Source organism: Celeribacter sp. SCSIO 80788 (assembly GCF_051054295.1).
Classification (GTDB): Bacteria; Pseudomonadota; Alphaproteobacteria; order Rhodobacterales; family Rhodobacteraceae; genus Celeribacter.
Genome location: NZ_CP150482.1, coordinates 2,716,756 through 2,732,297 on the forward strand (window position 1 = coordinate 2,716,756; position 15,542 = coordinate 2,732,297).

The 15,542-nt window shown below is 62.2% G+C and carries 10 protein-coding genes; 2 read left to right on the top strand and 8 right to left on the bottom strand.

Annotated elements, in window-relative coordinates:
* Positions 1-9 precede the first annotated feature (9 nt).
* The 3 genes from V1471_RS13735 to V1471_RS13745 all read right to left on the bottom strand — a co-directional run bounded on the left by V1471_RS13735 (position 10) and on the right by V1471_RS13745 (position 4,293).
* Complete coding sequence (locus V1471_RS13735; RefSeq protein WP_434289558.1) at positions 10-1,179, bottom strand: efflux RND transporter periplasmic adaptor subunit; 1,170 nt, start codon at positions 1,177-1,179, stop codon at positions 10-12.
* A 168-nt stretch (positions 1,180-1,347) separates the two neighbouring features.
* Positions 1,348-3,264, bottom strand: a complete 1,917-nt coding sequence (locus tag V1471_RS13740; protein WP_434289560.1) for an elongation factor G — start codon at positions 3,262-3,264, stop codon at positions 1,348-1,350.
* Positions 3,265-3,372: 108 nt separating this feature from the next.
* Entirely contained in the window at positions 3,373-4,293 is a 921-nt protein-coding gene (locus V1471_RS13745; protein ID WP_434289562.1) for a LysR substrate-binding domain-containing protein, read from the bottom strand.
* Positions 4,294-4,438: 145 nt separating this feature from the next.
* Here V1471_RS13745 and ygiD point away from each other — a divergent pair, with 145 nt between their 5' ends.
* Positions 4,439-5,257, top strand: a complete 819-nt coding sequence (ygiD, locus tag V1471_RS13750; RefSeq protein WP_434289564.1) for a 4,5-DOPA dioxygenase extradiol — start codon at positions 4,439-4,441, stop codon at positions 5,255-5,257.
* Between the two features lie 11 nt (positions 5,258-5,268).
* Entirely contained in the window at positions 5,269-6,234 is a 966-nt protein-coding gene (locus V1471_RS13755; protein WP_434289566.1) for a glutathione S-transferase family protein, read from the top strand.
* Here the strand turns inward: V1471_RS13755 and V1471_RS13760 are convergent.
* From V1471_RS13760 to V1471_RS13780, 5 genes are all read right to left on the bottom strand, one after another.
* Positions 6,231-7,121, bottom strand: a complete 891-nt coding sequence (locus V1471_RS13760; protein ID WP_434289568.1) for a transglutaminase family protein — start codon at positions 7,119-7,121, stop codon at positions 6,231-6,233. The two genes, V1471_RS13755 and V1471_RS13760, sit on opposite strands and share 4 nt — an antisense overlap.
* A gap of 3 nt (positions 7,122-7,124) precedes the next feature.
* Positions 7,125-9,548 carry a circularly permuted type 2 ATP-grasp protein gene (locus V1471_RS13765; RefSeq protein WP_434289570.1) on the bottom strand — a complete coding sequence of 808 codons (2,424 nt, stop codon included), beginning with the start codon at positions 9,546-9,548 and terminating at the stop codon, positions 7,125-7,127.
* 30 nt (positions 9,549-9,578) lie between these two features.
* Complete coding sequence (locus V1471_RS13770; protein WP_434289572.1) at positions 9,579-13,034, bottom strand: DUF2126 domain-containing protein; 3,456 nt, start codon at positions 13,032-13,034, stop codon at positions 9,579-9,581.
* 154 nt (positions 13,035-13,188) lie between these two features.
* Positions 13,189-14,568, bottom strand: coding sequence for an MBL fold metallo-hydrolase RNA specificity domain-containing protein (locus tag V1471_RS13775; protein ID WP_434289574.1), 1,380 nt, complete (start codon positions 14,566-14,568; stop codon positions 13,189-13,191).
* A complete protein-coding gene (locus tag V1471_RS13780; protein WP_434289575.1) occupies positions 14,565-15,539 on the bottom strand; it encodes a TIGR00730 family Rossman fold protein in 975 nt (324 codons plus the stop codon). Before V1471_RS13780 ends, V1471_RS13775 begins: the two co-directional genes overlap by 4 nt.
* Positions 15,540-15,542 lie beyond the last annotated feature (3 nt).

A 15,542-nucleotide genomic window follows, 5' to 3' on the forward strand; every position in this document is an offset into this window, starting at 1 on the left:
ACCTCCCCCTCAGAACATTCCCGGAGGGCCCATGCGATTGCTGCTCGACGCAGTCGGCGCACTCACAGCACCGCCGGTCACGATCAAATCGCCTTCGTTCAGACCAGAGGTGATCTCCGCCGTTACCTTGTTGTTCAACCCGACCTCGATGGGCTGCGGATGGCTGGTCCCGGTGGCTGCGTCATAAATCTCGACCATATATTTGCCATCCGGGCCGCTATTGAGCGCCGAAGACGGAACCGTCAGCACGTCAATCGCCTCGTCGAGCACGATGGACACTTCGGTGGTCATCCCGATGCGCAGCATGTGATCCGGGTTATCGACCTCAAGCCGACCGTTGTAATAGATCGCCTCGTCGGTATCGATCGTATCGCTGTCCTCGATTTCCGACGGTGCCGGTTCCACATCCCGCACCACGGCCTCGAACGCATTGTCAGGCTCGCCAAGAATGGTAAAACTGACTTTCTGCCCCGCCGCGACATGCACGACATCGGCCTCCGAAATCTCCGCCTTGACGATCATTTTGTCGAGATTGGCGAGCTTCACGATGGTCGGCGCATCGGTGCTGGCGTTCACTGTCTGACCTTCGTCCACCACAACGGCCACAACCGTCCCGGCCATCGGCGCGGTGACTTTGGTGCGATCCAAGGCGATCTGGGCGGTCGAAACCGTCACCTCGGCACTGGATCTCTGCGCATTCAGCGCATCAAGCTCGGCCTGATACACCTCCATATCGGCCTCGGCCGCTTCGACATCTTCTTGCGAGGCATAATTCTGCGCATGCAGGCTCGTGACCCGCGTCAGCGTCAGTTCAGCCTGTTTGATATTGGCTTTCTTCGCCGCGATCTGCGCCTCGATATTGGCGAGATCCGCCTGTGCCTGCAAAAGATCGTTTTTCTGATCCTCACTGTCGATCTGCGCAATCAGATCGCCCGCTGCCACCGTATCGCCCAACGCCACGGCCAGCTCTTCGATCTGACCGGAGGTACGCGCACCGACGCTGACAAGTTGACTCGCCTCGATCACACCGGAGGCCAGAACGGTTTCCTGCACCGAACCTCGCGTCACCGTCGCCGTCTGCGGCGGGGTGGTTTCGGTATCGCCCTTGTACCAGGTCCAACCGAAATATCCGGCCACAACCACAAGGGCGACGGTCAAGAGGCGCAACGGGGTTTTCATGACAAACCTTTCAAGCGAAACGGAAACGGGCCGAAAAGCCCGATGTTAAAACATGATACGCAGATAGGTGCTTTCTCCGTCGCGTCCACGGGGAAATCATCCGAACAATCCAAAAAACACCGCCGGGATACGACATCCCGACGGCGCCATGGCTTGCCTTTTCTCGTCTCACTCCGCTGGCATAAGTTGGGCGAGAGGCTCAAAAGTTTCTTCGTAATGATCGAGTTCGGCCTCGAACCAAGCGGTGCCACGGGTCGCGCCACCCAAGGACTGGAACAGCTCGCCTTCCGCCATCGCGGGCAAAAGCGCGTTGAACACATCCCAGCCAGCGGCATCGGGATGGGCATCAAAACCGAGCACCTGCCCCTTGAGCCCGGTGACCATCGGCATCAGCCCACCGGAATAGACACTCGGCACATGGATCGCGATCTTGTCGATCGGTTGCAGCACCACAGGCTTGCACGCGGCCAAGGCCTCACGCACCGCTGCTTTCGCCGCCGTCCGGAAGGCGAAATCCGAGCTGTCCACCGCATGGTGTTTGCCATCCGTAAGCGTCACCTTCACATCCACCACAGGCAGGCCGTTCGGCCCCTCGGCCAAGGCATCGCGCACGCCCGCTTCGACGGCGGACATGTAATTGCGCGGCACCGCCCCACCTTTGACGACCTCCTCGAAGACAAAGCCTTCGCCACGGGCCAGCGGCGCGACCTCGATCACCACATCGGCAAATTGCCCGGCCCCGCCGGATTGTTTGCGGTGACGATAATGGGTGCCGCCGGGTTTTGAGATGGTTTCGCGCAACGCGGGCGGAATCGGCTGGGTCTCGACCGGAACACCGAACACATCCGTGAGTTTTTCGAGCACACGGCGTTGATGCAGCGCGCCTTGCGTGGCCAAAACAGCCTTGCCGCTTTGCGCATCCTGTTCAACGGCCAGACCGGGGTCGATGTCCGCCAGCTTGCCAAGCGCCGCCGAAAGCCGCGCCTCGTCGCGTTCGTTTTGCGGCACCAAAAGCACGCGGTTCTTCGGCTTGTGCGGCACCGCCCAATCCGGCGTATCAATCGCCTCGGACGTCCCATAGATCGGCGCGCGCAGCGCAAGGTGATCGGTTTTGACGGTCAGCCCCATCGCCCCCGGCGCCAGTTCGGAAAGCGCGGTTTTGGTGTCGACATCGACCAGCGAGCCGATGGTGCCCCCCATCACGACAGAGCCCGGTTTCAACGTTTCGCCCACGGCGCGGATCAGAACGGTCTTGCCAAGATGCTTGATCTGATCGGCAAAAATCCCGACGGCCACAGGCGTTGCACCGAAGCGTTCGGTGAGCGTGGTCACCTCAGGGACTTCATGACGCAGGCTTTTCATCAGCCGCGTCAGCCCGTTGGCCCCCGTGGCGGAGCCGAGGAAGGCGGGGATCAGATCGTGGTGTTGCAACACTTTCGTCGCCACGTCGTAAAGCTCGTCGGACATCGGTTTCTGATCTTCGATCAGCTCTTCGAGCAGCCGGTCATCGAAATCGGCAAGATGTTCCAAAAGCTCGGCACGGGCTTCCTGTTCGCGGGCACGCGCGCTGTCCGGCATTTCGACCAGAGCCGAACGTTCACCCTCCTTGAAGGCCCAGGCGCGTTCGGAAATCAGATCGACCATGCCGGTGATCTCGCCATTTTCGCGGATCGGCACTTCGCGCAGCACGATGCCATGGGCGGAATAGGTCTGAAGCGCCGCCGCGATCTCGGCGGTGCGGTCGGTGGCGGCGTCCACCTTGTTGATGAAAATCAGTGTCGGAAGCCCCGAAGCCTCCAGAAGCCGCAGGTAAGGCGCGGCGAGCACAGCCGCCTCGGCCTCCGCCGGGACACAGAGCACGGCGGCATCGCTGACCGCGAGCGCCGCACCGGCCTGCGCCAGCCCTTCGGCCCCGCCGGGGCAATCCAAAAGCGCCCAATCCTCATCGAGATAGCGAAACAGGGTCACCGCGGTCTCGCCGAACAGGCTCAGAGAACGGGGCTTGCCCGTATCGAGCCCGGCCAGCGCCGCGGCCAATGCTGATTTGCCGGATTGTGACGGTCCTAGGATGGTGACGGTTTTCATGGCTATGTCTCCCGAGCTGTCTCGCGGACCCCGAATGGGTCCAAAAGGTTCATGTCGGGGTCACGCTACAGGATCAGGATGCACCCTGACCTTGGCTCAGGTCAAACTTTACCCGTTTTCTGTCATTCCGGGCGCCATTCCGCCCGTACGGCGAAAATCCTGAAGCGCAAAGTCGATCAGCGCCCGCACCTTGCGCGGCAGGGCGCGGCCTTCGAGATAGACAACGCTGACGGGATGATCCGGCTTGGCAATCTCCGGCATCAAGGCAACGAGCCGCCCCGCCTCCAGATCGTCGCCCAAAACGAAGGTCGGGCAAAAGGCGATCCCCTGCCCGGCGACGGCCAGATCGCGGGCGGCACGGGCACTGTTGACCATGAAACGCCCCGGCACCTGCACGAACACCTCCTGCCCTTCGACGCCAAAGGGCCAACGCATCGGATTGCGCCGGTTGGTGTCGAGAATGCATTGGTGATCCATCAGGTCGTCGGGCTTTTCGGGACTGCCATGGGCTTCGAGATAGGCCGGGGACGCCACGAGCACGGAACGCAGCATGCCGAGCTTACGGCGTTTGAGCGAGGACACGTCCGAGGCCCCGATCCGAAAAGCCAGATCAATGCCGCCGGACGCGAGATCGACATAGGCGTCGCTCAGACGCAGGTCGATGATCAGCTCCGGATGCGGCGCTGCAAAGCGCGCCAAAAGGTCTTTGACATAGACCTCGCCAAAGGTGACGGGCGCAGAAATGCGGATCGTGCCGGAAAAGCCGCGCGTGTCTTCGGTGACCTCGCCCAGCATGGCGTCGAGATCGTCGAGAAGCGCGGGCGCGCGGGACAAAAGCTCTTCGCCCGACGACGTCAACCCGACCCGCCGCGTCGTGCGTTGCAACAGGCGCACACCGAGGCGCTCTTCCAACTCGGCCACATATTTCGAGGTCAGCCGGTTGGATATCCCAAGCCGGTCCGCCGCCCCGGTGAAAGATCCCGTCTCCGCCGTGGCGACAAAGGCTCGCAATCCGTCGATCAGATCCATCGCACCCTCATTAAGAACAATATGGAGAAAGTTATTCCACACCTTCGCCATTCTATTCGATCCGTGCAAGTGCCATCTTCTATGCAACACATCAGACCGCTCGCGCCCCGATCCAAAATCGGAAGAGCGATGAAAGGAGACGACCATGAGCATCGTGCAACAGCTTCGTCAGCTGAAAGACAGCCTGAAATCCTCCGACCGCATGCCGGTCGTGTTCCTCGGCCATGGCAGCCCGATGAACGCCATCGAAGACAACGAATATTCCCGCAGCTGGTCTGCGCTCGGCTCCGCTTTGCCGCATCCGCAGGCGATCCTCGTGGTCTCCGCGCATTGGATGACCCGCGGGTCGACGCTGGTGGATATTTCGCGCATGCCGAAAACCATCCATGACTTCTATGGCTTCCCGGACGAGCTTTTCGCCCAGCAATACCCCGCCCCCGGTGCGCCCGATGTGGCGAAAGAAGTGGTGAGCCTGCTGGCCAGCCACCATGCCGAAGGCGACGACACCTGGGGGCTCGATCACGGCGCGTGGTCGGTGTTGAAATTCCTCTATCCGGGCGCCGATGTGCCGGTGTTCCAGCTGTCGATCGATATGACCAAGGACCTGCCGCATCATCTTGAGATCGGACAGGCGCTCAAGGAGCTGCGCAATCGCGGCGTGCTGATTCTGGGGTCCGGCAACGTGGTTCACAACCTGCGCACCATGCGTTGGGGCGGCAAGCCCTATGACTGGGCCGAAGAGTTCGACGATCTCTTTGCCGACCGTCTGCAAATGCGCGACCACGCCACGCTGAGCGACCGGCAGGGGCTCGGCAATCTGTTGAAAATGGCGCACCCGTCGCTCGATCACTACCTGCCTGCGCTCACCATCGCGGGGGCTTCGGACAAGGACGACCATCTGCTGTTCATGAACGACTCGATCGACATCGGCTCCGTCTCGATGCGCAGCTTCGTCTATTACTGAGAGGGCCGATCATGCTTGTTGAAGGCGTTTGGACCAAAAACTGGACCCCGGTTCAGAAGGCCGACAAGAAAGGCCGCTTCGTGCGGCAGGTGTCGAGCTTTCGCAACTGGATCACGCCGGACGGCTCTGCGGGGCCGACCGGGGTGGGCGGGTTCAAGGCGGAAGCCGGGCGTTACCGGCTTTTCGTCGCCTATATCTGCCCCTGGGCTTCGCGCACTCTGATGGCGCAAGCGCTCAAAGGGCTCGAAGAGATGATCCCCGTGACGGTGATGAACCCGACGGTGACCGATCAGGGGTGGCAATTCGGCGGCTATCCGGGCGCCGACGCGGCCGATCCGCTATACGGCTCCACCTATATTCACGAACTTTACACCCGCGCCGATCCGCATGTTTCGGGGCGGGCCACGGTGCCGGTTCTGTGGGACACCAAGACGGAAACCATCGTCAACAACGAGAGCGCCGATATCATTCGCATGTTCGATACGGCCTTCGAACATCTCGTACCCTCGAACATCCGGCTTTACCCGGAGGAGCTTGCGGGCGAGATCGACGCGCTGAACCCGCAGATTTACGACAAGCTCAACAACGGGGTCTACAAGGCAGGGTTTGCCTCTTCGCAGGAGGCTTACGATGAGGCGGTCGAAGGCGTGTTCGAGATGCTCGACGATCTGGAAGACCGGCTGACCGGCACGTTCCTGTTCGGCGAACATCTGACAGAAACGGATATTCGCACCTTCGTGACCCTGATCCGCTTTGACGCCGCCTATCACGGCATCTTCAAATGCAACCGCAAACAGATCGCGGATTACCCGCACCTCTCGGCCTATATGGAGCGCATTTTGCGCCTTCCGGGCATCCGGTCCACGGTGAATATGGATCACATCACGCGCGGCTATTATTCGATCAAGGCGCTCAATCCCACGGGCATTCGCCCCACCGGGCCGGCGCATATCGAGGCCCTTCTGGCGTCGGTCTAAGCCGCGCCCTCTTCGATCGGCAGCACATCGACCGCCTGTGAGGTTTCATGCCCGCCGGAGGTGCGCATCGCGCCCCGGACGGGGGCCACGTCCTCGTAATCGCGGCCATAGCCGATGGTGATATAATCCGTCCCGGCGAACTGATTGTTCGTCGGGTCGAATTCAATCCAACCCAATTGGTTGCCAACCCAGGCGCGCACCCAGGCATGCATCGCATCCGCGCCTTCGAGCCGGGGCTGACCCGGCGGCGGGAAGGTGCGCAGAAAGCCCGACACGTACCCCGCCGGAATGCCAATGCCGCGCAGGGCCGCAATCATCACATGGGCGAAATCCTGACAGACGCCATGGCGTTTCTCAAACGCCTCCTCGGGCGGCGTATCGACATCCGTTGCCTCCGGATCGAAAGCCATATCCCGATTGAGCGCCCGCCCAACGGCCTCGACCGCCCCTAGGGCCGTCACGCCTTCGCTGAGGCACTCCCAGGCATACTCCGTAATCGCCCCCGAAAGTGCGACGCGCGGCGAGGCGGCGATGAAATGATGCGGCGCCTCCGGGGCAAGGGACGGCACCATCAAAAGCTCATGGTGCAATTCGTCGAGCGGCGGCGAGAAATCGAAAATCTGCGCCGGTTCAAACCGTTCGATCCGCGCGGTGAGTTGCAGTTTCAGTGCGTCAATCGGCCGGTGCCACGCCACCATGCTGGTTTCATTGAGGAAAAAATCATACCCGTCGCGGCGCTCCTGCGGGCGCGGATGGACCGTTAGAAGTCTTTGCCGCACGGTCTGCACGCCGGGGATATCCGACGGCAAAAGCCGCAGGATGTTGCGCGTCCGGTCGGAGGCAGCATCATAGCTATAGTCAATCGTCAGGCTGACATCATAAAGCATGGCTTACCTCAAATAGGTCGAAGACAGCAGATCGGAGATGCGCGCCAACTCGCCCCGGATCGCATTGAACCGCGCCACCGTCATTTCCTCGGTCCGGGCGCAGGCGATCCCGGTCTCAAGCGGCAGGATCACGCGGAGCAATTCCGACGGACGGCCATGCAGCTGGGCGTTGGGAAAAGCCTCGGCATGTTTGCGCAGCTCGCGCACGAGGAACAATAGCCCGCGCGGGTTGTCGGCATCGAGCGCCAGAAGATCGACCACCGTGTCGCGATTGCTCTCAACCCGGTAGCGGCGTTGGTGGGTGATGATCGAATCCCCCACCTCGACCGCAAGATCGAGCGAGCCTTCGGGCGCTTTCGGATCGGAAAACGCCGCCAAAAGAGCCGCCATTGCATCGGCACGCTCAAGGGCGCGCCCGAAACTCAGGAACCGCCAGCCCGCAAAGCGATACATGTTTTCATGCACGAGTCCGGTGATCCCGGCGATTTTGCGCACCAAAACCGACATGGCCCGCGCACTGTCATCGCCGGGCTGAACCGTCTCAAGCATCCGCGTTGCGGTTTTCAACAGATCGCCGAGCGCCGACATGCCATCGGTCGAGAACCGGTCCCGCACCCGCATGGCACAACTGCGCGCCGCCGCAATCCGGGTGATCAGCGCCTCCGGCATCGGCTGGGCAAGGTCGATCCCGAAACCTTCGAGATAGTCGCGCAACATCTTCAGACGCGGATCGTTGCGGTTGTCGGTGGCCGCCAGCCGCAAATGATAGGCCCGCACCAGACGCGCGGCATCCTCGGTCCGTTCCATATAGCGCCCGAGCCAGTACAGGTTATCGGCGGCGCGCGCCGGAAGCACGCCGGGGCTGACGCGGCGATAATTGCCTTCCACCTGACGCTTCGGACCTTCCTTCGGCAGAGGCCGGTCGGAGACCACCCAAACGTCGGCCACGGACCCGCCGCGCTGCATCGCAAGCGCCGTCGCGTCGCCGGAACTACCGATCCTTGCGTAACCGCCCTTCATGAAATGCCAGCCGCCCTGCGCGGTGCGCGCCGCAAACACCCGGACGGTCATCGGACGCGGCACGAGGCTTCCGGCCTCGCCATCGTCCTCCCATGCGGGCGTGGTCGACAGCGTCACCGCCTCCTGTCCCACCAACCGGTCGCCTTCCCGATCGAGCCAATCGGCGATCGAGCCCATGGCCGTGCCGCGGAACTCCCCGCCCAGCGCCGTCGTCGCCCCAAGATCGAACGGAAGATCGACCGCATCTGCCGGGCTGATCAGCATGTTCTGAGCATTGTCGCACACATATTTGCGCTCGTTCACGCCACCGCACCACCACGTCGCGATGTTCGGAAGTTTCAGAGCCTCGCCCAGAAGCACCTCGCTGATCCGGGGCAGAAACGCCATCATCGCCCGCATTTCCAAGACGCCTGAACCAAAGGCATTGGCCATCGCCAGATGCCCGGTACGCACGGCTTCCATCAGACCCGGCGTGCCGATCTGCGAGGTCGGGTTGAACTCCAGCGGATCGGCGAACAGGGCGTCGATCCGGCGCCAGAGCATGCCAAGCGGCTGCAATCCCTCGATGGTCCGCACCATGGCCTCGCCATTCTCGACCACGATGTCCTCGCCTTCGAGCAGCATCATGCCGAGGTAGCGCGCAATATAGGTATGCTCGTAATAGGTGTCGTTCGACGGGCCGGGCGTCAGGATACCACTCATGCGCGGGTGTTTGTAAGACGGCGAGGCCAGCTCCTCGGTCGCCTCGCGGAAGGCGCTGAAGAACCCGGCAAGCTTGTGAATATGCGCGCGCGGGAAGCGTTCGGGAAAGATCCGCCCCGTCGCCATCCGGTTTTCAAGAGCAAAGCCTGCCCCCGAAGGCGCCTGCGTGCGGTCGCCCAGAACGAACCACGAGCCATCCGGCGAGCGCCCGATCTCGAAGGCGATGAAGTGCAGATAATGCCCGCCACGCGGCTGGACCCCCACCATCGGGCGCAACCATTGTTTTGACCGCGCCACCAGTTCGGCGGGCAAATGACCGCCGCTGACAAGGCTGCCGGGGCCGTAAAGATCGGCCATCACCTGTTCCAGAAGATCGGCGCGCTGGGTCAGTCCCGCGCAGATATGCTCCCATTCCAACTCATGCAGGATGACCGGAATATGGCTGAGCGGCCAAGCGCGTTCGGCGAGGGGATCGTTGGAATATTGCCGGTAAAACACGCCCGCATCGCGCAGGTATTGATCGCCACGTTCAAAGCGGGCGCGGATGTCTTCGGGCGACAGCCGGGAAAACCGATCGACAAAACGACGCCAGACGGGCCGCATCTGGCCCGTGGCATCGAACAGCTCATCGGCCACGCCGGGGGTTTGCCCGTAAGAGGCAAACAGGTCCGGCTGGGCGGAGACCCGTGTCGGGTTTTGCGTCATCGCAGGGTTCCAGTCTCGTCGTCAGGTATCTCAGATGAGCCCAATGGGCCGTCTGAGGTCAAGCGTCAAGGGGAACTCCGGGTGCGGCACTTCGGTTCCGGGCGTATAGCTTCCGGGGGTGTGACCATAGGGCTCGAACCGCGCCAGACGCCGCGCCTCCGCCTCGTTGCCATTGACCGGGAAGGTGTCATAGTTCCGCCCTCCGGGGTGCGCGACGTGATAGGTACAGCCCGCAATCGGCCGTCCTGTCCAATCGTCATAAATGTCGAAATGCAGCGGCGCGTTGACCGGCAAAACCGGGTGCAGCGCCTCGGGCGGTTGCCATGCTTTGAACCGAACGCCAGCAACCGAAACACCGGAGGTTTGGGTTTTCGCCAAAGGCACGGGGCGGCGGTTGCACATGATCCGATAGCGGTCCTGATGCAGCGTCGTCATCTTGACCTGAAGCCGCTCGACGGAGCTGTCCGTGTACCGCACCGTGCCGCCGATGGCACCGGTTTCGCCCAGCACATGCCAGGGCTCAAGCGCTTGGCGGACCTCAAGATGCACGCCTTCCGCCTCGATCTGCCCGCAGAATGGAAAGCGGAACTCGGCCTGCGCTTTGTACCATTCCGGGTCCATGTCGAACCCGTGATGTTTGAGATCGGCCAGAAGCGACAGCAGGTCATCCCACAAATAATGCGGCAACATGAACCGGTCGTGCAGCACCGTGCCCCAGCGCACCGGCTTGCCCTCGACGGGCGCATTCCAACAGCGCGCGATGATGGCCCGCAGGAGAAGCTGCTGTGCCAGCGACATTCGCGGGTCCGGCGGCATCTCGAAACCGCGGAATTCGACAAGGCCCAGACGCCCGGTCGGCCCATCGGGGGAGAACAGCTTGTCGATACAAATTTCCGCGCGGTGGGTATTGCCAGTCACATCGGTGAGCATGTTGCGCAAGAGCCGGTCGACCAACCACGCGGGAGGCACGGCGGCCTCTGAGGGCGGTTTGATCTGCGACAGCGCGATCTCCAGCTCGTAAAGCGTGTCGTGCCGCGCCTCGTCGATGCGCGGGGCCTGAGAGGTCGGCCCGATGAACAGACCCGAGAACAGGTAGGACAGCGACGGGTGCCGCTGCCAAATCAGGATCAGCGACTTGAGCAAATCCGGACGGCGCAGGAAAGGCGAGTCCGAAGGCGTCGCGCCGCCGACGACAACGTGGTTGCCGCCGCCCGTGCCGGTGTGGCGCCCGTCGATCATGAACTTGTCCGCGCCGAGACGCGACTGGCGGGCCTCCTCATAGATCGCCTCGGTCGTCGCCACACAATCGTCCCAGCTATGGGCCGGATGGATGTTGACCTCGATCACGCCCGGATCGGGGGCGACGCGGATCACGTTGAGACGCGGATCATGCGGCGGGGAATAGCCTTCGATATGGATCGGCAGGCCAAGCTCCTCGGCGGTGGTTTCCGCCGTGGCGAGCAATTCGAGATAATCCTCCAGCGTCTCACAGGGCGGCATGAACAGGCACAGCCGCCCATCGCGCGGCTCGATGGTGATCGCGGTGCGCACCTGACCACCTTTCGGATCGACACCCTGCGCCATGATTTTTTGCCGTTCCACACCGTCGCTCTGCGCCTCGGACACCGGCTGGCTGCGCTCGCCCGTGGTTTCGGGCAAAAGCTCCGCGCGCTCCTTGGCCTCAAGTGCGATGCGCGCGGCCTCTTCCTGTTCCATCTGGGCGATCTCTTCGCGCAGCTTCTTGCGGCGCGCATCCAGCGCGGCATGGAAATCCGGCAGGGGCGCGTGATCCATCATCGGATCGGCGGGGTAGGAATAGGGATAGGCCGCGGGCGGGATATAGGGCAAAGCGTTGAGCGGCAGACGGAAGCCCACCGGGCTGTCACCGGGGATCAGGAACAGATGCCCGCGCCGGGTTTTCCAAAGCTCGGAGAGCCAGCTCGACCCGGCTTTCGATTGCCAACGCTGGATCGGCAGAACATAGCCCGACGGCTCAGTCAGGCCGCGTCCGAACACGCGGGCATAGCGGGCGCGATCTTCGGGGTTTTTGAGCTTGCTATTCTCCGGCGTGACGTTTTCCGGCAGCAAAGATTCCTTCAAAATCCACTCGCCGGGGTCCTCATAAGCAGGCTGGGCATTCTCCGGATCGACGCCAAGATTTGCCGCAAAGCTTTTCATGAAATCGCCCGCTTCTTTCGCTCCCGCAGGCACCGGCGTGTCTTCCTTGGCAATCAGATCGGGGTTCTTCCAGACCGGTTTGCCGTCATGGCGCCAGTAAAGCGAAAAGGTCCAGCGCGGCAGGCTTTCGCCCGGATACCATTTGCCCTGCCCGTAATGCAGGAAACCACCGGGCGCAAAGCGATCCCGCAGACGGCGAATGAGTTTGTCCGCCAGCCCGCGTTTCTGCGGCCCGACGGCGGCAGTGTTCCATTCATCGCTCTCGAAATCGTCGATCGACACGAAAGTCGGCTCGCCGCCCATGGTCAGGCGCACATCGCCCTCTTTGAGCGCCTCGTCGACCTTGTGACCCAGCGCGTTAAGTTTGTCCCAGCTTTCCTCCGAGAAGGGTTTGGTGATCCGGGGATGTTCGGCCACGCGTTTGACCTGCATGTCGAAATCGAAGGTGACTTCCGGCGTACCCACCGAGGAAAAGCCCCCGGCGATGGGTGCTGCGTTGCGGTAATGCGGGGTCGCGGCCAGAGGGATATGGCTTTCTCCGGTCAAAAGCCCCGAAGTCGGATCGAGGCCGATCCAGCCCGCACCGGGAAGGAACACCTCGCACCAGGCGTGCAGATCGGTGAAATCGTGATCCGTGCCGGACGGACCGTCGAGCGCTTCGAGATCGGGTTTGAGCTGAATGAGATAGCCGGAGACAAAGCGCGCGGCAAAGCCCAGATGGCGCAGCACCTGCACCAGCAACCAAGAGCTGTCGCGACAGGAGCCGGATTTGCACGACAGCGTCTCATCCGGCGTCTGCACCCCCGGTTCCATCCGAATGGTGTAATCGACGAAATCGGAAATCTTGGCGTTCAGCCCGACGAGGAAATCGACCGTGCGTTCCTTGTCCTCGCCTTTCTTGAAATCGAGCGCCCCCATGAATTGCGCCAAAAGCGGACCTTCGGGCTCCGGCGTGCGGTAGATCACCAGGTCGTCCTTGAGATCGGCGGGATATTCAAAGGGCCAATGTTCCGCGCTTTCCTCGACGAAGAAATCGAACGGGTTATAGACGGTCATATCGGCGACCAGATCGACCTCGATCTTGAACTCGCGCACCGGTTCCGGAAAGACGAAACGGGACTGCCAGTTGCCGTAAGGGTCTTGCTGATGGTTTACGAAATGCCCGGTGGGCGTCACCTTGAGCGAATGGGAAATCACCCGGGTGCGCGAATGCGGCGCGGGGCGCAGGCGGATGATCTGGGGGCCAAGCTCGACGTTGCGATCGTATTTATAATGGGTGACGTGGTGAATGGATGCGTAGATCGCCATAGTCCTGACTTCGCCCTTTCGCAGTCTCGTTTGCAGCCAGATTAGAAGGCGGCCCCGATGGCTTCACGGCGAAAACGCAACGCCCTGCCGGAATCGCGGGAGATTCGGGCAGGGCGCCTAATTTTTCATCGTCACTTTCGTCGACGGTCTTACCTCAGAGATCGAAACTCTGCCCCACTGTGGGCATCTCGATCTCCGGCACATCCAGCGTCTCGGCAAAGGCCTTCATCGCGCGGGCCTCGCCGTGGACGAGGAACACGCGTTCCGGCGTGCCGGTCTGCCCCAGCCAGTGCCGCAGATCGTCGGCATCAGCATGGGCGGAAAATCCGTTGATCGTGTGAATCTGCGCGCGCACAGGGATCATCTCGCCGAAAAGTTTCACCTCTTTCGCTCCGTCGATGATGATCCGTGCCAAAGTGCCCTCGGCGGCGTAGCCCACGAAAATCACGGAACAATCCGCCTGCGACAGGTTGTGACGCAGGTGATGGCGCACCCGTCCGCCGGTGCACATGCCCGAGCCGGCCATGATCACCGCACCGGACCGGATGCGGTTGAGTGCCATCGAATCTTGCGCCTCTCGGGTGAAATGCAACTCCGGCAGATCGAACGGGTCCTTGCCCGCGCGAAACTGATCGCGCAGCTCCGGGCGCATGACGTCCTGATGGCGTTTGAAAATCCGCGTCGCCGAGATCGCCATGGGCGAGTCGAGGAACACCGCCATCGACCGCCGGATGCGCCCCTTGGTCATGCCGTCGCGCAGAAACCAGAGCAATTCCTGCGCCCGTTCCAGCGCAAAAGTCGGGATGATGACATTGCCGCCGCGGGCATCGGCGGCATTGACCGCATCGTAGAATTCTTCGACAGACGCCTCCAGACTGCGGTGATCGCGGTCGCCGTAAGTGGTCTCCATGATCACCACATTGACATCCCCCGGCGGCACCGGGTTGTTCAGAAGCGGACGCTCTTGCGGCCCGAGATCGCCCGAGAACAGCACAACCTTGCGCCGCCCGTCTTCCGAAAGCTCAAGCCGGATCGAAGCGGAACCAAGGATATGGCCCGCGTCGAAATAGGTCGCGGTAATGCCGGGAAACAGATGGATCGGCTGGCGATAGACGGCATTGCGCCCGAACAGATCGACCGCATCGAGCGCATCCATCGTGTCGTAAAGCGGTTCGTTATGACCGCCCTGCTCACCATGACGATGATGCCGCCGCGCCTCCTCTTCGTGGAGATGCGCGGAATCCATCATCACAAGCCGCGCCAGATCGCGGGTCGCGGAGGTGGCGATGATCTCGCCTTCAAAGCCGCGCTTCACGAGCAAGGGCAGTCGCCCGCAGTGATCGAGATGGGCATGGGTCAACAACACCACGTCAATGTCCTTCGGGTTGAACCCGAACTCGGCGGCATTGTCGTCATGAAGCTCATGCCCGCCCTGAAACATGCCGCAATCGACAAGGATCTTCTTGCCCCCGCATTCGATCAGATGGCACGAGCCCGTCACCTCGCGGGCGGCTCCGTGGAAGGAAATTTTCATTCCGGTCTCCTTTCAGGCGGGGCGACGAGATCGCGCCCGGTGCGCGCATACCAGCGCAGGATGTCGTCCCAGATCTCCTGCGCCTCTTCAGCGAACCAGAACAGATCGCGGTCCTCCGGGTCGATCACGCCTTCCTCCATGAGGAAATCGACGTCGAACACCCGGGTCCAATAGCTCCGCCCGACGAGGATCACCGGCACCGGACGGATTTTCCGTGTCTGAATCAGCGTCAGGGTCTCGAACAGCTCATCGAGCGTGCCGTATCCGCCGGGAAACACCACAAGCGCCCGCGCGCGCAGCAGGAAATGCAGCTTGCGCAGGGCGAAGTAGCGAAACCGGAAACACAGGTCCGGCGTGATGTAGGGGTTCGGGAATTGTTCGCGCGGCAGGTTGATATTGAGCCCCACGGTGCGCGACCCGGCCTCAGAAGCCCCCCGGTTCGCCGCCTCCATCATCCCCGGCCCGCCACCCGTCACCACGACAAGACGGTTGCCATGCGGACCTTCCTCCGCACCGACGAGACGCCCGAAGTCGCGCGCCACGTCGTAATACCGGCTTTTCGCCGCCACCCGCTCGGCAATCGCAAGTTTCTGTTTCAGCCCCGCATCCCCGGGACAGGCCGCACATTCGCGTCGCAGTTCATCGACCCGTGCCCGTGCCACCGACGGTTCCGGAATGCGCGTCCCGCCAAAGACCACGATGGAATGGGCAATGCCCTGCTCCTGCAACAGCATTTCCGCCTTCTGGTAGTCGAGCATCAGCCGCGCGCCGCGCATCTCGTCTTCGTTGAGGAAATCCACGTCCTCGTCCGCCAGGCGATAGTTCGGACTGGCCATGATGCGGCGGATCAGCTCCGGCGCCTGCACGTCCTCCTGCTCCGATTTCGGCAGACACTCCGGCAGTTCGATCTCCCGCATGTCCTCCCGCACGGGCAAGGGTTTGCGCGCACTGGTGTCCTCTGTCTTGGCCATCGG